Origin of the sequence: Micromonospora sp. CA-248089 (genome assembly GCF_050948515.1) — a bacterium.
GTDB lineage: Bacteria > Actinomycetota > Actinomycetes > Mycobacteriales > Micromonosporaceae > Micromonospora.
On the sequence record NZ_CP192016.1, the window covers coordinates 4,502,121 to 4,518,946 of the forward strand.

The following is a 16,826-nucleotide window of genomic DNA, read 5'->3' on the forward strand; positions in this document are numbered from 1 at the left end:
ACCCCTGACACGCGACCGTCGCCGCGCCCCCGCCGACGACGTGCCGGCGGGGGCGCGGAACGGGTCAGGCCAGCTTGATCTGGTCGCCGTCGACCTTGATCTCCTTCGCCGCGAGCGGCTTGGTGGCCGGGCCACCCTTCACCGAGCCGTCGACGATCGAGAACCGGCTGTTGTGGCAGGTGCAGTTGATCGTGCCGCCGTCGACGTTCGACACCGGGCAGCGCTGGTGCGTGCAGATCGGGTCGAACGCCTTGAACTGGCCGGCCTCGGGCTGGGTGATCACCACGCCCTGGCTGGCGAAGACGGCACCGCCGCCGACCGGGATGTCCGAGGTGCGCGCCAGCGCGCTGCTGCCGTCCCGGTCGCCGCCGCCGGCGTCGCCGGTCGCGGTGGCGCCGGGCGGGCCGCCGCTGGTCGGGGCCGCCCCCGGGGACGCGTCGTCGTCGCTGCCGCAGCCCGCGAGCACCACGGCCGCGCCGAGTGCTCCGGCCCCGGCGAGCAGGGTACGGCGGCTCTGGGTGACCGGTCGGGTCAACGCCTGATCATCACTCATATCCGGCCTTTCTCTTGGCTTACTGCGGAAACACGCACCAGCGTGGGGCACGGTTCATACTGGCGCGTCACAGACCGGGCACCGACGGTCCGGCCTGCGAAAACGCGTACCGGATGGGTCAGCGCGCCCCGGCGGGAACCTTGCGGGTCCGCGACTTGGCGCTGCCGTTGGCCTTTGCCGCCCGGGTGGTGGCCGCCTTGGCGCCCTTGGCCTCGCCGTCGAGCTTGAGGATCGGCCGCAGGAACTGCCCGGTGTGGCTCTCCGGCACCTCGGCGACCTCCTCGGGCGTGCCGGTGGCGAGCACGGTGCCGCCCCGGTGGCCGCCCTCGGGGCCCATGTCGATGAGCCAGTCGGCTGTCTTGATCACGTCGAGGTTGTGCTCGATGGTGATGACCGTGTTGCCCTTGTCGACCAGGCCCTCCAGGACCATCAGCAGCTTGCGGATGTCCTCGAAGTGCAGGCCGGTGGTGGGCTCGTCGAGCACGTAGACGGTGCGGCCGGTGGAGCGCTTCTGCAGTTCGGAGGCGAGCTTGACGCGCTGCGCCTCGCCGCCGGACAGCGTCGGCGCGGGCTGGCCGAGGCGGACGTAGCCGAGACCGACGTCGACGAGCGTCCGGAGGTGCCGGTGGATGGCCGGGATGGCGGAGAAGAACTCGGCCGCCTCCTCGATCGGCATGTCCAGCACCTCGGCGACCGTCTTGCCCTTGTAGTGCACCTCGAGCGTCTCGCGGTTGTAGCGCGCGCCCTTGCACACCTCGCAGGGGACGTAGACGTCCGGCAGGAAGTTCATCTCGATCTTGATCGTGCCGTCACCGGAGCACGCCTCGCAGCGGCCGCCCTTGACGTTGAACGAGAACCGGCCCGGACCGTACCCCCGGACCTTGGCCTCGGTGGTCTCGGCGAACAGCTTGCGGATGTGGTCCCAGACGCCGGTGTACGTGGCGGGGTTGGAGCGCGGCGTCCGCCCGATCGGCGACTGGTCCACGCCGACGACCTTGTCCACGTTCTCCAGGCCGGTGATGCGGGTGTGCCGGCCGGGCACCAGCCGGGCGCCGTTGATCTGGTTGGCCAGCACGGCGTAGAGGATGTCGTTCACCAGCGTCGACTTGCCCGAGCCGCTGACACCGGTGACGGCGATGAGCTGGCCGAGCGGGAAGCTCACGGTGAGGTTGCGCAGGTTGTGCTCGCGCGCGCCCTGCACCACCAGCTCCCGGCCAGGGGTCTGCAGCCGGCGGGTGGCGGGCGTCGGGATGGACCTGCGCCCGGCCAGGTACGCCCCGGTGACCGACTCGGTGTTGTCGAGCAGCGCCGGTACCGAGCCGCTGTGCACGATCTTGCCGCCGTGCTCGCCCGCGCCCGGGCCGATGTCGACGATCCAGTCCGCCACCCGGATGGTGTCCTCGTCGTGCTCGACCACGATCAGCGTGTTGCCCAGCCCGCGCAGCCGCAGCAGCGTCTCGATGAGCCGGTGGTTGTCACGCTGGTGCAGGCCGATCGACGGCTCGTCGAGCACGTAGAGCACGCCGACCAGACCGGAGCCGATCTGGGTGGCGAGCCGGATGCGCTGGGCCTCGCCGCCGGAGAGCGTGCCGGCCGGGCGGTCCAGCGAGAGGTAGTCCAGGCCGACGTCGAGCAGGAACTTCAGCCGGGCGTTGATCTCCTTGAGGACCCGCTCGGCGATCATCTTCTGCCGGTCGGTCAGTTCGATGCCGGCGAGCAGGTCGGCCGCCTCGCCGACGGAGAGGTTGCAGACCTCGGCGATGCTCTTGCCGGCCAGGGTGACCGCGAGCACCTCCGGCTTGAGCCGGGTGCCGCCACAGGCCGCGCAGGGCACGTCCCGCATGTAGCCCTCGTACTTGTCCCGGGACCACTCCGACTCGGTGTCGGTGTGCCGGCGCTCGATCCACTGCACCACGCCCTCGAAGCCGGTGTAGTAGGAGCGCTCGCGGCCGTACTTGTTGCGGTAGCGCACGTGCACCTGGTCGTCGGAGCCGTGCAGGATCGTCTTCTGCGCCCGCGACGGCAGCGCCCGCCACGGCGTGTCGATGTCGAAGTGCTCGGCCTCGCCGAGCGCCTCCAGCAGCCGCAGGAAGTATTCGAGGTTGTGCCCGGTGGCCCAGGGCTGGATCGCGCCCTCGCGCAGCGTGCGCTCCGGGTCGGGGATGACCAGTTCCGGGTCCACCTCCTTCTTGGTGCCGAGGCCGGTGCACTCCGGGCAGGCGCCGTAGGGGGCGTTGAAGGAGAAGACCCGGGGTTCGAGGTCCTCGATGGCGAGGGGGTGGTCGTTCGGGCAGGCCAGGTGCTCGGAGTAGCGGCGCTCCCGGGCCGGGTCGTCCTCCGGCAGGTCGACGAAGTCGAGCAGCACCAGACCGCCGGACAGCCCGAGCGCGGCCTCGACCGAGTCGGTCAGCCGCTGCTTGGCACTCGGCTTGACGCTGAGCCGGTCGATCACCACCTCGATGGTGTGCTTCTCCTGCTTCTTGAGCTTCGGCGGCTCGGTCAGCGGGTGCACCACGCCGTCGACCCGGGCCCGGGCGTAGCCCTTGGCCTGGAGTTCGGCGAACAGGTCGACGTACTCGCCCTTGCGGCCGCGCACCACCGGCGCGAGCACCATGAACCGGGTGCCCTCGGCCATGGCCAGGACGCGGTCGACGATCTGCTGCGGGCTCTGCTTGGAGATCCGCTCGCCGCAGATCGGGCAGTGCGGCTCGCCGATGCGGGCGAACAGCAGGCGGAGGTAGTCGTAGACCTCGGTGATGGTGCCGACCGTGGAGCGCGGGTTGCGCGAGGTGGACTTCTGGTCGATGGAGACGGCGGGACTGAGGCCCTCGATGAAGTCGACGTCGGGCTTGTCCATCTGACCGAGGAACTGCCGGGCGTACGACGACAGCGACTCGACGTAGCGGCGCTGCCCCTCGGCGAAGATGGTGTCGAACGCCAGGCTCGACTTGCCCGAACCGGAGAGCCCGGTGAAGACGATCAGGGCGTCCCGGGGCAGGTCGAGACTGACGTCACGCAGGTTGTGCTCGCGCGCGCCACGGATGATCAGTCGGTCGGCCACGGTGCGTGTGCTCCCGGAAGAAAGATATGAGGCTGATCTGTGCACCAGACGCCGGGTCTGGGTGGTTTTCACAGGTTGTCGGGGCGCAGAAAAGACGCCTCGGCAACTCTAGCCCCGACGTATGACAACTTCCGTCGCGCGAACATTCCCCCAGCTCAGGCCGGTCGGGCGCGAACCACGCAGGTCGGCCCGACCGGCCCGGGCCGGTTCAGAATCCCCCGGGAGCGGGCGGGGTCGCCGGACGTCCGGTCCGTCGCCTCCCGCCCCGCCGGCCACCCCGCCGTTCGGCCGCCAGCCGGGCCGCGCGGCGACCGCTCTCGTACTCGATCTCCCGCTGGAGCCGCCGCCAGCTCTCCCAGCGGCGCACCGGCAGCTCGCCGTCGTCCAGCGCGGCCCGCACCGCGCAGCCCGGCTCGGCGTCGTGGGCGCAGTCGCCGTACCGGCAGCCGGCGGCCAGCTCGGTGATGTCGGCGAACGCCCGGTCCAGGCCGGCCGCGCCGTCGAGCAGGCCGACCGCCCGTACGCCGGGGGTGTCCAGCACCGCTCCCCCACCCGGCAGCGGCACCAGCGACCGCCAGGTGGTGGTGTGCCGGCCCTTGCCGTCGACCCGGCGGATCGCCTGGGTACGCATCACGTCGGCCCCGGCGAGCGCGTTGACCAGGCTCGACTTGCCGGCCCCGGAGGGGCCGAGCAGGCCGAGCGTGCGCCCCGGGGCGACGTGGCGGCGCAGCGGCGCCAGGCCGGTGCCCCGCTCGGCGCTGACCGGCAGCACCGGCACCCCCGGCGCGAGGTCGGCCAGCTGCCGGGCCACCGCTTCCGGGTCGGCGGCGAGGTCGGCCTTGGTGAGCACGACGAGCGGCTCCGCCCCGGATTCGTGCACCAGGGACAGCAGCCGCTCGATCCGCGCGGCGTCCGGTTCCGGGTGCACCGGCTCGACCACCGCGGCGGCGTCGAGGTTGGCGGCCAGCACCTGGCCGCTGGCGTCCTTGCCGGCGGTACGCCGCACCAGGGCGGTCCGCCGCGGCAGCACCGCCTCCACCGTGACCGGGCCGTCCGGCCAGGTGGACAGCAGCACCCAGTCACCCGCGCAGGGCAACGCGGTCAGGTCACGGGCGGCGGCGGACAGCACGCCGCCGCCGAGGCTGGCCCGCACCGGCCCCTGCGGGCACAGCACGGTGCAGACGCCCCGGTCCACCCGGGCGACGCGCCCGTGACGGTGGCCGGCGCGCCGGTCGAGATGGGCCACCCAGCCGGCGTCCCAGCCGAGGGCGGTCAGATCGAGAGTCATGGTGTCCTCATCGGTGTCGAGGGGAGGTACGGCGGAACACACGCGCTGCGACCGGCATGCGCACCACCTCCCCTCCGACTCCCGGTGCCGCGTTCGCGACGAGGTGGACCGCGCGGCCCGACCTCGTCGGCCCCGACGGTAGGTGGCGCGCCGACGCGCCGAAAGCGATTTCCCCGCGGGCACGGCAAGGTCCGGCCCGCTAGGGTCGGACGCGTGAGTACGAGATGACCGCCGACCCCCTGCTGCTGACCGGCGCGCTGGCCGAGGCGAACGACCGGCTGGTGCGTACCGTGTCCGGCCTGACCGCGGCGGACGTCGCGGCGCCCTCCCTGCTGCCGGGCTGGTCCCGCGCGCATGTGCTCACCCACCTGGCCCGCAACGCCGACGGGTTCGTCAACCTCCTCACCTCGGCGCGCACCGGCGAGGAGATCCCGATGTACGCCTCGGCGCAGGCCCGCGCCGACGACATCGAGGCCGGCGCCGACCGCGGTCCCGCCGACCTGCTGGACGACGTACGCCGCAGCGGCCAGCGCTTCGACGCGGCGGTCGCGGCGATGCCGGTGGACGCCTGGGGCGCCACGGTGCAGACCCGGCGCGGCCCGTGGCCGGCGGCGATGCTGGTCTGGGGCCGGCTGCGCGAGGTCGAGGTGCACCACGTCGACCTGGCGGCCGGTTACCGGCCCGCGGACTGGCCGGAGGCGTTCGCCCAGCGGCTGCTGCACGAGGTGGTGACCGGGCTGGCCGGCAACCCGGCCGCCCCGGCCATGGTGCTGCGTTTCGACGGCGCGGCGTCCGAACTCGTCGTGGGTGACCCCGAGGGGGCGCCCACGGTCACCGGCCCCGCGCCGGAACTCGCCGCCTGGCTGACCGGCCGGGGCGCGGGCGAACTGCTCACCGTCGAACCCGACGGCCCCCTGCCGAACCCACCGGAATGGATCTGAACATCGTCATGACCTACACCGGACACGTCACGCCCGGCGGTCCGCCGGCCGTGCGCGAGCTCGACCGGCTCACCGTCACCAAGCTGTCGGTCGGCCCGATGGACAACAACGCCTATCTGCTGCGCTGCCACGCCACCGGCGAGCAGGTGCTGATCGACGCCGCGAACGAGGCGCCGCGCCTGCTGGAGCTGGTCGGCGACGGCGGGCTGGCCGCCGTGGTGACCACGCACCAGCACATGGACCACTGGGTCGCGCTGGAGGAGGTGGTGGCCAAGACCGGGGCGCGCGCGCTGGTGCACGCCGACGACGCCGCGGGGCTGCCCATCTCCGCCGAGCGGCTCGCCGACGGCGACACGGTGCCGGTCGGCGACTGCGCGCTGGAGGTCATCCACCTGCGCGGGCACACGCCGGGCTCGATCGCGCTGCTCTACCGCGACCCGGCCGGTACCCCGCACCTGTTCACCGGCGACTCGCTCTTCCCGGGTGGAGTCGGCAACACCGACCAGGACCCGGAGCGCTTCGGCCGGCTCATCGACGACGTCGAGGCCAAGCTCTTCGACCAGTTGCCGGACGACACCTGGTTCTACCCGGGCCACGGCAAGGACAGCACCATCGGCGCCGAGCGGCCCGCACTGCCGCAGTGGCGCGCCCGCGGCTGGTGAGCACGCCCGGTCCGGCCTCCCCCGTGACGGCCGGGCCGGGCGCGGTCAGCCGGTGACCGCCCGCAGCCGGCGCCGGGTGGCGAGCAGCACCGGTCCGGCCAGCAGCAGCCCGACCGCCATGGTCAGCACCGTCGGATCGAGCGCCCCGGGCAGCAGGCCGGTCAGCGCCCGCGCGGCGAGCCCCAGCGCCACGTAGAGCGCGGCCCACGCGGTGGCCCCGGCCGCCGCGCAGGCCAGGAACCGCCGGTACGACATCCGCAGCCCGCCCGCCGCGAGCGGCAGCAACGCGTTGAACACCGGCAGGAACGGCGCCACCAGCACGATCCGCCCGCCGCCGCGGTGCAGCAGCGTCTCGGCGGCGACCCAGCGGGACTCGCCGATCCAGCCGCCCACCCGGCTGTCGCGCAGCTGCCCGCCCCAGCGCCGGCCGGCGAAGAAGCTCAGTGACCAGCCGGCCAGGCAGCCGGCGACCACCGCCGCGACGGTGAGCGCGCCTCCGGCCGGGCGACCCGCGCCGACCGCGGCCAGGACCGCGGCGTCGCCGGGCACCAGCACCCCGATCAGGGGTACGGCGTCGGCGAGCATCACCACGCCCAGCAGCCCCATCAGCAGGGTGGTGGGCAGCTCACCGGCGGCGGCCACGAGTTCGTTCATGAGCTGCACGCTATGCCGCGCCGGCACCCCGGCACCCCGGCACATCGGGCATGATCCCCCAGTGGTCCCCGACACCCGCCCGGGAGACCCCTAGGGTCAGCGGGGCCGGAGCACCTGCACCCGGCGCACCGGCGAGTCGACGGAGGGTTCCGTGGTCGGCACCGGATAGCTCGCCACCAGTTCCAGCCCGTCCGGTGGCAGGTGGCCCCGGTCCGGGTCGCCGACCAGCACCTCGACGCCGTGGTCGGCGCAGCGCCGCAGGTAGGGCAGGACCCGGGCGGCCAGGCCCGCGTCGTAGAGCGCGTCCCCGGCCACCAGCAGGTCGGCGCCCGCCACCCCGTCGAGCAGGTCGGCGCCGTCGGCGGCCACCCGGACCCGGTTGGCCCGGGCGTTCAGGGTGACGGCCGCCACCGCGTACGGGTCGATGTCGTTGGCGACCACCTCGTCGGCCCCGGCGAGCGCGGCGGCGATGGCCACCAGCCCCGATCCGGCGCCCAGGTCGAGCACCCGCCGCCCGGCGGCCAGCTCGGGATGGTCCAGCAGGTGCCGGGCGAGCGCCTGCCCACCGGCCCAGACCGACGCCCAGTACGGCGGCGGCAGCGACCGCCCGGCGGCGGCCTCCATCCGGGCCCACCACAGGATGGCGTCCTCGGCCAGGTGCAGGCGCACCTCCGGCACGAACGGCGTACCGACCAGGCGCAGGCGGTCCGGGCCCGCGCCGGGCGCCGCGATCTCCTGCTCCAGGTCGGCCAGAGCCGTCTGCCTGCTCATCGGGGCAAGCATGCCGTGCGCCGCGCGACGGCGGGGTCTTTTTCCCGTCGCGCACGTATTCACGGGCGCGCCGCGCGCTTCCGGCAGCGAATTCCGGCGCGGACGGTTACTGTCGGGGTGGTACAGGGCGATCACCGGCCGCGGAGCCGGTGTTCGCCCGCATTGGAACAGGGAGAGACGCATGGCAACCGGCACGGTCAAGTGGTTCAACTCGGAAAAGGGCTTCGGCTTCATCGAGCAGGACGGCGGAGGCCCGGACGTGTTCGTCCACTACTCGGCCATCCAGAGCAGTGGCTACCGCGAGCTGAACGAGGGCCAGAAGGTCGAGTTCGAGGTGACCCAGGGGCAGAAGGGCCCGCAGGCGGACAACGTTCGTCCGATGTAACGCGTGCCGGTGGCGGCGGTCGGAGTCCGACCGCCGCCGCAGTGCATCATCAGGACGGCGCGGCCGGCAGGTCGCGCCGTTTCCGTAGTGGCCCGGCCAGCAGGATCAGCGGGGTCAGCGCCAGCCAGGCGGTCATCACCCGGATCGCGCCGCCCGGACCCCACGCCGCGCCCAGCGCGCCGGCGAGCAGCGCGGCGAGCGGGATCGTGCCGTAGTTGAGCAGGTGCATGCTCACCGTGACGCGGCCGAGCAGCCGATGTGGCGTGTACGTCTGCCGGAAGCTGCCCTTCACCACGTTGCCGATCGCGACGCCGAGGCTCACCAGCACGCCGCCGAGCACCAGCCAGACGGTCCGCGCGCCGGGCCCGGCCAGCGGGATGAGCAGTGCGGGCGGCCCGGTGAGGGCGCCGGCGACGAGCAGCGTACGGGCACTGCCGAGCCGGCGGGCCAGGCGCGCGGCGAGCGCGGCCCCGATCACACCGCCGAGGCTGGCGAGTCCGATCAGGAGGCCGACCAGCCCGGCGGGCAGCTCGGCCGAGCGGACCAGGAACACCACGAGCACCGCCTGGTAGCCGATGAGCCCGATGTTGCTCGCCGCCCCGAAGACCGTCAGCACCCGCAGGTACGGGTCGCGGACGACGAACCGCAATCCGGCGGCGACCTCGCGGCGCAGCGACGTCGTCCCGTCCGGACGGTGCGGGCGGGCCTCGACCGCGCTGATCCGGCGCAGGCAGAGCGCGGACAGCAGGAAGGTGAGCGCGTCCAGCGCCACCGCGGTCACCGCGCCGACGAGCTGGGCGACGAGACCGGCCAGTCCGGGCCCGACGAGGTAGCTCGCGGTCTGGGTGGCGTGCAGCCGGGCGTTGGCCTCGGGCACCTGCTCCGGACGCAGCAGCGTGGGCAGGTAGACCTGGTCGGCGGTTTCGAAGAAGACCCGGGCCAGGCCGGCGCCGAGCGCCACCATCAGCAGATGCCCGACGGTGAGCAGCCCGGCCAGGGCGGCCAGCGGCACGCTGGCGAACAGCGCCGCGGCGGCGAGGTCGGCGGCGATCATCACCGGGCGGCGACGGACCCGGTCGACCCACGCCCCGACCGGCAGGCCGGCGAGCAGCCAGGGCAGCCACGCCGCGGCGGTGAGCACCGCCACCTGGAACGTGGTGGCGTCGAGCACCGCGACCGCGACCAGGGGCAGCGCCACAGCGGTCATGTTGCTGCCCACTGCGCTCACCGTGTGGCCGGTCCAGAGCAGCCGGAAGTCGCGGTGCCGGAACAGCCCGCCGCGCGGCGGGGCGACCGGCCCGGCCGTAGACGCGGGGGCGGTCACGACGGGCACCCCGGTAAGGCGCGCGCTGCCGTCGCCGCAACGGTGTGGGCGGTCACGGCCGGCCCGGGACGCCGTGGGCGAACACGAAGACCGGCTCGCGGCGCTGCCCGTCGTCGGGGATCGGCCGGTCGGCCCACCGGGCGAACAGCGCGATCACCTCGCGGCTGAGTTCGGCCAGCTCGTCGGAGGTCAGGTGCAGCCACTTGTCGGTGCTGAACGGCCCCTCCCCCCACGCGGCGTGCGCGTCGTCGGGTGCCGAGTGCCAGGCGCGGACCAGTTCGGCGTGCCGTTCCAGGTTGAGCGAGCTGGCAGCGTCGGCCACGACCCGGGCCGTCGGGTCGTCGTCGAAGTCGCTGTTGGACCAGCGCACCCCGCGGTCGCGCAGCCGCCACCAGCGTTCCCGGCGGTCGCGGGCCAGCTCGGGCGCCTCGACCAGCAGGTCGGCGGCGGCCAGCACCTTGAGATGGTGGCTCACGTTCGCCGGGGCCTGGTCGGTGCGTTCGGCGAGCATGCCGACGGTGCACGGGCCGTACACCTTGAGCACGTCCATGAGCCGGCGGCGCAGGGGGTGGGCGAGCGCGGCGAGCACCCGCGAGTCGGTGACCTGCCGGACGGTGGGTTCCATGCGGCGAGTCTGGCATTCGCAAGAGATGTTGCGCAACAGCTGTTGCGGAATTGGCCGGACCACGGCGCCGCGACCCGTGGTCGCGGCGCCGGGCGGTCAGGCGGTCAGCCGCCGGGACAGTTCGTCGGCCACGTCCCTGGCGATCTGCGGCGGGATGGCCTCGGCGATCTTCTCCGGCGGCAGCCCGGCCAGCACCCCGGAGACGATCTGTTCCTCGTCGGTGAAGTCCTTGCCGGACAGCTCGTTCACCTGCGCCACCAGCGCCGGCCAGGCGCGCAGCATCGCCAGCATCTGCTGCAACGGCGAGTTCGCCATCGGCGGGTTCACGAGTCCCGTGGTGTTGACCGGCGAGATCAGCCAGTTGCGCAGGTTCTGCAGGTCGGCCAGGGCATCGCCCACTGTGCGGTTCTTCGAGCCGGTGTCCCGGATGAGCTTGTCGGTCTGTTCCATGTCGTCCTCCGGTTTCGCGATGGCGATCATCCCGATCGCGGTCAGGTAGCGGCGGAACAGCGGGGTCTGGTCCCGCCCCGCCTTCGTGGAGTCGCGGAAGAAGCTGAAGTGGGTGTGGAACAGGTGGCTGCTGTCCCCGCCGGTACGCCGCCCCAGCCGGTCCCAGCGGCGTACGGTCCGCCCGTCCGGGGAGTAGATGATCTCCCTGATGTCCCGGGTGTCGGCCGCGTTCGCCACGCACTGCGCCACCATCCAGGTGGAGAACGTCCGCAGGTTGTGCGTGCCGCCGCCGGAGCGGACGGAGAACGTGCCGACGTCCAGCGCCGACGCGTACAGCGTGAGCCCGGACCGGTCCCGGTTGGACTCCACCACGGAGTAGTCGTTCGTGACGACCCGGTCGGAGCCGCAGTGGTAGCCGCCGCGGTGGTTGACGTCGCCGACGATGCCGACCTCCGCCGGCTCCAGGTCGTCGGCGCGTACGGCCTTCTTGTCGACGTTGAGGTAGGTGAGTAACAGGTTGCGGACGGCCAGCAGGTTCGCCGGGGCCGACGTCATGGCAGGTCCCCTTCCGATCGATGACCGGCGAGGGCACGACAATCACACCGCGTGATGACATGCGATCCGCGGACGCGCCCCGCCGGATAACTGCACGGCACCGGGCACTTGCTCCGAGCTTAACCACGGTTAGGCAGAAGTGCCCAGCTCAGGGACGGTTTTTTGAACTATCAGCCCGCTGTGGACGGTGCTGGCACGAGCGGCAGCACCAGTGCCGAAGGATGCTCGCGATCGTGGAGGATCTCCCGCCAGCCAGCACGGAGGGTCACAGCCGTGCCGAGTGGCTCGCCGGTGCCGGGGTTGCGCGCGTAACGCGGGTGGGCGCCACCGGAGACCTGCACCCGCAGGCGGTGGCCCGGCGCGAAGCGGTACGCCGTCGGCCAGAGCGTCACCGGCACGGTGACCACTCCGGACGGATCGCGCGGGAACCGCCCGGGCTCGACGCGGACCAGGCCGTCGCAGACGTTCCAGGAGCGCCCGCGCCGGTCCACGTCGCACAGACGCACGAACACGTCCAGGTACGACAGTTCGCTGCGCAGGTGGATCTCGGCGCGTACCGGCCCGGCCACCTCGACCGGCTCACGCAACCGCTCGCTGGTGTACGTCAGCACGTCCGGGCGGGCCTCGACCGGCCGGTTGTCCACCGCTCCGGCCCGCTGGGCCACCAGCAGCGGGCCACCGAGCGACGGCGTGGGGTCGGCCGGGTCGTACCAGATCCGGTCCGGCGTGCCGTGCTCCTGCGGTTGCGCGGCCAGCCCGCCGCCGGATCGCAGGTGCCACCGGGTGGGCGTGGCCGGTGGCGGCCAGTCCGGCAGGTCGCGCCAGCCGCCACTGGCGCCGCCGACGTGCACCCGCACCGGCGCGCGTTCCGGGCCGGGCCGTCCGGCCAGGTGGGTGTCGAGCCAGTCCAGCCCTTCCCGCAGCGAGGCCAGGAGCAGCCCGGGGCTGCCGTGCGTCCACGGCCCGACGACCAGGCGGGTACGCGCCCCGGCGGCCCGCAGGCGGGCATGGTCGTCGAGCTGGGCCGGCAGGAAGATGTCCTGCCAGCCGCTGACCATGGCCACCGGCGCGCGGACCTCGGTGATCCGGTCACCGAAGACCCGGGTACGCCAGTAGTCGGCATCGGGGGTGTGGTGCCGCAGCCACTCCTGGAAGAACGGCACGGTGACGCCGGTGGCGACCCGGTCGGCCTCGGCCAGCGGCAGGTGCGCCAGCGCCCGGGCGAGCCGGGGCTGGCCGCGCTTGAGTTCCCACTGCCGGGCCAGCCAGGGCACCGTCTGCGCCTCGAGCAGCTCGGCCCAGGTGAGCACCGTGTCCAGCGCGAACGACTCCCCCGCGTACGTGGAGTCCCGGGTGGCCGACGCGGTCACCACGGCGACCATCGCGCGCAGCTCGTCGCCCGCCTCGGCGGCGAGCGCCCACTGCACGAAGCCCTGGTAGCTGGCGCCGAACATGCCGAAGGCGCCGGTCCACCACCGCTGGCGGCGCAGCCAGTCCAGCGTGTCCAGGCCGTCGTCGCGCTCGTGCACCAGCGGCGCGAACTCGCCGCCCGAGCCGAACGTGCCGCGGCACGACTGGATCACCACGTGGAAGCCCCGCTCGGCGATCAGGCGGCCGAGCAGCCGGATCGGCCCGCCCCGCCCGTACGGGGTGCGGATCAGCACGCACGGCGCGGCGGCCGGGCCGGGCGCGTAGTGGTCGGTGCGCAGCGTCACGCCGTCGCGTACCCGGACCGGGATGTCCCGGGTGACCGCGACCCGCCCGGTCCGGGTGGCGGGCAGTCGCAGCGCCGCGGCGGCGGCCCGGGTGACCAGCCGCACGATCAGGCGTCTCCGGAGGCGGCGCCACGGCGGGGCGCGGCGCGGATCTCGTCCCGGTGGGTGCGCATGGAGTGCACCATCTCGGCCATGAACCGGTGCACCACGGCCAGCTCGTCGTCGCTGAAGCGGTCCATCACCTCGTCGGTACGGCGGCCCAGCGGCCCGAAGAAGCTCTGCGCCAGCGTCGCGCCGCGGTCGGCGTAGTGCAGGAGGATCTTGCGACGGTCGGCGGTGTCCCGGTCGCGCCGGATGTGCCCGCCGCGCTCCAGCCGGTCGACCAGCGCCGTCACCGAGCCGGAGGAGAGGTTGAGCGCCTCACCGAGCCGGCCGGGGGTGATCGGGTCGCCCACCAGCTCGGCCTCCATGACCGCGATCAGCGCGTACAGGTCGGTGGCGTTCAGGCCGTGCAGCCCGGCGAACGCGTGCCCGATGTGCTGGGCGTCGACCGAGTAACGGCGCAGGTCGTTTGTGATGTCGGCGACCATGCGCCCGCGCGGGTCGTCGCGTCGCCGATACATCCTGTGCGCCGCCACCGCTTGCCGCCACCCCCTGTCGAACAGTTCCGGTTGCAGCATAGAACCACCCCGGATAATCTCGCTCATCAAGATACTCGTTTAAAGAGAATCCCCCGCGACCAACATGTGAGGGCATCAGATGTCTCTGTTCACCCGCGTCGTCCGGGGCCGGCTGGCCGCCTGGCTCACCCTGGCCGCCGCGCTCGTCGTCGGCGTGGTCGCCTTCGGGCTACCGAAGCCGGACAATCCCGAGCCCGTCTCCGGCACCGGCCTGTCCGTGGAATGGCAGTCGACGCAGGTCGAGCGACTGCAGGACCAGTTGCCCTCCAAGGACGCCCAGACCGCCCTGGTGGTGGTCAGCCGCGCCGACCAGGCCCCGCTGAGCGGAGCCGACCGGGGCGTCCTCGACGGCCTCGGCGGCGAGTTGAGCTCGCTCGCCGCGGGCGGACGGGTCTCCCCCGCCCAGGTCTCCCCGGACGGCACGGTGGCGCTGGTCGCGGTGCCGCTGTCCACCGAGGGCGGCCCGTCGGCGGTGGTCGACGAGGTGGAGAAGCTCCGCGAGGCGGTCGGTGATCTGCCCGGTGAGCTGACCGTCGAGGTCACCGGCGGGCCCGCGTTCACCGCCGACCTGGGCAAGGTGTTCCAGGGCGCGGACACCACGCTGCTGCTGGTCACCGCCGCCGTCGTGGCGGTGCTGCTGCTGGTCACCTACCGCAGCCCGTTCCTGTGGCTCGTACCGCTGCTGGTCGTGGGCGCCACCGAGCAGATCACGCTGCGCGTGGTGGAGTCCCTCGTCCCCGCCTTCGGCATCTACCTGCCCAGCGGCCAGGTCACGGGCATCGCCAGCGTGCTGGTGTTCGGCGCCGCCACCAACTACGCGCTGCTGCTCATCGCCCGCTACCGGGAGGAACTGCGCCGCGAGGAGGACCGGTTCGCCGCCATGCGGCGCGCGCTGCGCCGTACCGCCGAGCCGATCCTGGCCAGCGGCAGCACCGTCGTCCTCGGCGTGCTCACGCTGCTGCTCTCCGAGCAGGAGACCAACCGGGCGCTCGCCATCGCCTGCGCCACCGGTGTGATCCTCGCCATGCTCTCGGCGCTGTTCGTGCTCCCCGCCGCCCTGCTGCTGTTCGGCCGGGGTCTGTTCTGGCCGTTCATCCCCGGCGTCGGTAGCGCCGCCCGCGAGGGCCGGATCTGGGGCCGCCTCGGCGAGCTGGTGGTCCGCCGGCCGCTGCCGGTCGCCGCGCTCGCCGTGCTGCTGCTCGCCGGCCTCGCCCTCGGCGGCCTCGGCATCCGCACCGGGCTGTCCGAGACCGAGCAGTTCAGCGAGAAGCCCGAGGCCGTCGCCGGAGCCGAGACGCTCGCCCGGGCGTTCCCGGCCGGCAGCACCCAGCCGGTCGCGGTGCTCACCACCCCGCAGGCCGCGCAGGCGGTCCTGGCCGCGGCGAGCGGCGTCGACGGGGTCGCCTCGGCCCGCCCCGGCGCCGCCGGGGACCGGGTCGCCCAGATCGACGTGGTGCTCACCGCCGAGCCGGGCAGCGCCGCCTCCGACCGGGCCGTGGTGGCGCTGCGCGACGCCGTGGCCGCCGTACCGGACTCCGCCCCGCCCGCCGTGGACGGCGCGGACGCCCCCGACGGCGCCCTGGTCGGTGGTTCGGTCGCCGCGACGTACGACTCGAACGAGGCCAACACCAAGGACCTCAAGCTGATCCTGCCGCTCATCCTGCTGCTGGTCGGCGCGGTGCTGGTGCTGCTGCTGCGCGGGCTCCTGGCGCCGCTGCTGCTGGTGCTCACAGTGATCGCCTCGTTCTTCGCCAGCCTCGGCGCGGCATGGCTGCTCTTCGACCACGTGCTGGACTTCCCGGCGCTGGACAGCGGGGTGCTGCTGCTCGCGTTCGTCTTCCTGGTGGCGCTCGGCGTCGACTACAACATCTTCCTGGTCACCCGGGCCCGGGAGGACGCCCGGCGCACCGGCACCCGCGACGGGATGCTGTCGGCGCTGCGGGTCACCGGCGGCGTGATCACCAGCGCCGGCATCCTGCTGGCCGCGGTGTTCGCGGTGCTCGGCGTGCTGCCGCTGATCACACTGACTCAGATCGGCATCATCGTCTGCATCGGTGTGCTGCTGGACACGCTGCTGGTGCGTACGGTGCTGGTGCCGGCGCTGGCGTTCCTGCTCGGCGACCGGTTCTGGTGGCCCGGACGGATCAAGCGGGACGCCGACGCGCCCGCCGCGACGCCGGCCGAGCCGGTCGCCGCGCGGGACTGACCAGACGGGCGGGGGCCGGCGCGTACGCCGGCCCCGCCCGTTCGTCCGTCCGCCCGTCCGCCCGTCCGCCCGTTCGTCGGTTCGCTCAGAAGCTCAGGCACTCGCACTCGGTCATCAGCGCCCGCACGTTGCGCACGTACTGCGGGTTGGGGATGGTCAGCGGCTGATCCTCCCGCGCCACCGCGCCGTGCCCGTAGTTGTAGGCCGCGATCACGGCGTTGAGCAGGCAGGAGTTCAGCTCGCTGGTGCACAGTGAGGCGTCGAGCCGGTAGTCGGACTCGAAGTACATGTCGCCGATGTACTTGGTCAGCCAGGCCAGGTAGGTGCCGCCCAGGTAGGCGTTGTCCCGGTAGGCGTCGATGTCGTACGACTGGCCGAACCGCTGGTTCATCCAGTCCGCCGTGGCCGGCATGACCTGCATCAGCCCGACCCCGCCGTCACAGGCGATGATGTTGGACTGCCACCCGCTCTCCTGCCAGGCGGTGGCCTTCAGCAGCGCCGACGGGATGCGGATGTCCGGCGCCGAGGTCGGCCAGTAGGTACGCGCCGCGGCGTCGGCGAGCGCCGCCTTCACCTGGCTCTGGCTGGCCTTGGTGCCCCGGTAGCTCGGCTTGCAGCCGTCGTCGGCCGGCTTCGGCGGCGCCGGTGGCACCTGGGTCTCGGTCGGCGGCTTCGGCCGGGCCAGCGGTGCCGTCGACGTGCGGGACGGCTTCGCCCGCGGCTTCGGTTTCGCCGACGCGCTCGGGCTGGGCCGTCCGCCCATCGAAGCGACCGCCGGTGGCTCCTCGCTCGGCGCGTCGGCGGGCGCCTCCTGCGGCTGGTCCGCCGGCGCCGCCGTGGGCAGTTCCACAGCGACCTCTCGCACCGGCCGTTCCTCGTCGCCGCACGCCGTCAGCGTGCCCGCCGCGAGCAACGCCACCACTGTCACGGCCCACCGGCCGAGTCCTCGCCGCATC

General features: G+C 73.4%; 15 protein-coding genes. 4 read left to right on the top strand and 11 right to left on the bottom strand.

The window, feature by feature from the left end:
* Positions 1–64 precede the first annotated feature (64 nt).
* The 3 genes from ACQP26_RS21005 to rsgA form a co-directional block, all read right to left on the bottom strand.
* Entirely contained in the window at positions 65–553 is a 489-nt protein-coding gene (locus tag ACQP26_RS21005) for a Rieske (2Fe-2S) protein (protein ID WP_269705015.1), read from the bottom strand.
* Positions 554–671: 118 nt separating this feature from the next.
* A complete protein-coding gene (uvrA, locus tag ACQP26_RS21010) occupies positions 672–3,614 on the bottom strand; it encodes an excinuclease ABC subunit UvrA (protein WP_433493789.1) in 2,943 nt (980 codons plus the stop codon).
* Between the two features lie 208 nt (positions 3,615–3,822).
* Positions 3,823–4,902: a ribosome small subunit-dependent GTPase A gene (rsgA, locus tag ACQP26_RS21015; protein ID WP_433493790.1), complete on the bottom strand. Its 1,080-nt coding sequence runs from the start codon at positions 4,900–4,902 to the stop codon at positions 3,823–3,825.
* Between the two features lie 224 nt (positions 4,903–5,126).
* Here rsgA and ACQP26_RS21020 point away from each other — a divergent pair, with 224 nt between their 5' ends.
* Together ACQP26_RS21020 and ACQP26_RS21025 are read left to right on the top strand one after the other, a co-directional pair.
* On the top strand, positions 5,127–5,843 hold the full coding sequence (locus tag ACQP26_RS21020) for a maleylpyruvate isomerase family mycothiol-dependent enzyme (RefSeq protein ID WP_269705010.1): 717 nt from the start codon (positions 5,127–5,129) through the stop codon (positions 5,841–5,843).
* Positions 5,844–5,851: 8 nt separating this feature from the next.
* Positions 5,852–6,505 (top strand): MBL fold metallo-hydrolase, encoded by a 654-nt coding sequence (locus ACQP26_RS21025; protein ID WP_269705008.1) that lies wholly within the window; start codon positions 5,852–5,854, stop codon positions 6,503–6,505.
* A gap of 45 nt (positions 6,506–6,550) precedes the next feature.
* On the opposite strand, the gene ACQP26_RS21030 is transcribed toward ACQP26_RS21025, so the two are convergent.
* Positions 6,551–7,159 (bottom strand): DedA family protein, encoded by a 609-nt coding sequence (locus tag ACQP26_RS21030; protein WP_433493791.1) that lies wholly within the window; start codon positions 7,157–7,159, stop codon positions 6,551–6,553.
* A gap of 96 nt (positions 7,160–7,255) precedes the next feature.
* A complete protein-coding gene (locus ACQP26_RS21035; protein WP_433493792.1) occupies positions 7,256–7,930 on the bottom strand; it encodes a class I SAM-dependent methyltransferase in 675 nt (224 codons plus the stop codon).
* Positions 7,931–8,111: 181 nt separating this feature from the next.
* On the opposite strand from ACQP26_RS21035, the gene ACQP26_RS21040 reads away from it, so the two are divergent.
* Positions 8,112–8,315: a cold-shock protein gene (locus tag ACQP26_RS21040; RefSeq protein ID WP_013287480.1), complete on the top strand. Its 204-nt coding sequence runs from the start codon at positions 8,112–8,114 to the stop codon at positions 8,313–8,315.
* 49 nt (positions 8,316–8,364) lie between these two features.
* On the opposite strand, the gene ACQP26_RS21045 is transcribed toward ACQP26_RS21040, so the two are convergent.
* The 5 genes from ACQP26_RS21045 to ACQP26_RS21065 form a co-directional block, all read right to left on the bottom strand.
* Positions 8,365–9,639 carry an MFS transporter gene (locus tag ACQP26_RS21045; RefSeq protein WP_433493793.1) on the bottom strand — a complete coding sequence of 425 codons (1,275 nt, stop codon included), beginning with the start codon at positions 9,637–9,639 and terminating at the stop codon, positions 8,365–8,367.
* A gap of 52 nt (positions 9,640–9,691) precedes the next feature.
* Complete coding sequence (locus ACQP26_RS21050; protein ID WP_433493794.1) at positions 9,692–10,264, bottom strand: ArsR/SmtB family transcription factor; 573 nt, start codon at positions 10,262–10,264, stop codon at positions 9,692–9,694.
* A gap of 96 nt (positions 10,265–10,360) precedes the next feature.
* Entirely contained in the window at positions 10,361–11,269 is a 909-nt protein-coding gene (locus tag ACQP26_RS21055; RefSeq protein WP_269705003.1) for a hypothetical protein, read from the bottom strand.
* Between the two features lie 170 nt (positions 11,270–11,439).
* Positions 11,440–13,089: a CocE/NonD family hydrolase gene (locus ACQP26_RS21060; protein ID WP_433493795.1), complete on the bottom strand. Its 1,650-nt coding sequence runs from the start codon at positions 13,087–13,089 to the stop codon at positions 11,440–11,442.
* Between the two features lie 2 nt (positions 13,090–13,091).
* The gene (locus tag ACQP26_RS21065; protein WP_269707055.1) at positions 13,092–13,607 is read right to left on the bottom strand and encodes a MarR family winged helix-turn-helix transcriptional regulator; all 516 of its coding nucleotides are present in this window, start codon (positions 13,605–13,607) and stop codon (positions 13,092–13,094) included.
* Between the two features lie 136 nt (positions 13,608–13,743).
* Here ACQP26_RS21065 and ACQP26_RS21070 point away from each other — a divergent pair, with 136 nt between their 5' ends.
* Positions 13,744–15,870 (top strand): MMPL family transporter, encoded by a 2,127-nt coding sequence (locus ACQP26_RS21070; protein ID WP_433493796.1) that lies wholly within the window; start codon positions 13,744–13,746, stop codon positions 15,868–15,870.
* An 85-nt stretch (positions 15,871–15,955) separates the two neighbouring features.
* Here the strand turns inward: ACQP26_RS21070 and ACQP26_RS21075 are convergent, their stop codons facing one another.
* A complete protein-coding gene (locus ACQP26_RS21075; RefSeq protein WP_433493797.1) occupies positions 15,956–16,825 on the bottom strand; it encodes a lytic transglycosylase domain-containing protein in 870 nt (289 codons plus the stop codon).
* Position 16,826 lies beyond the last annotated feature (1 nt).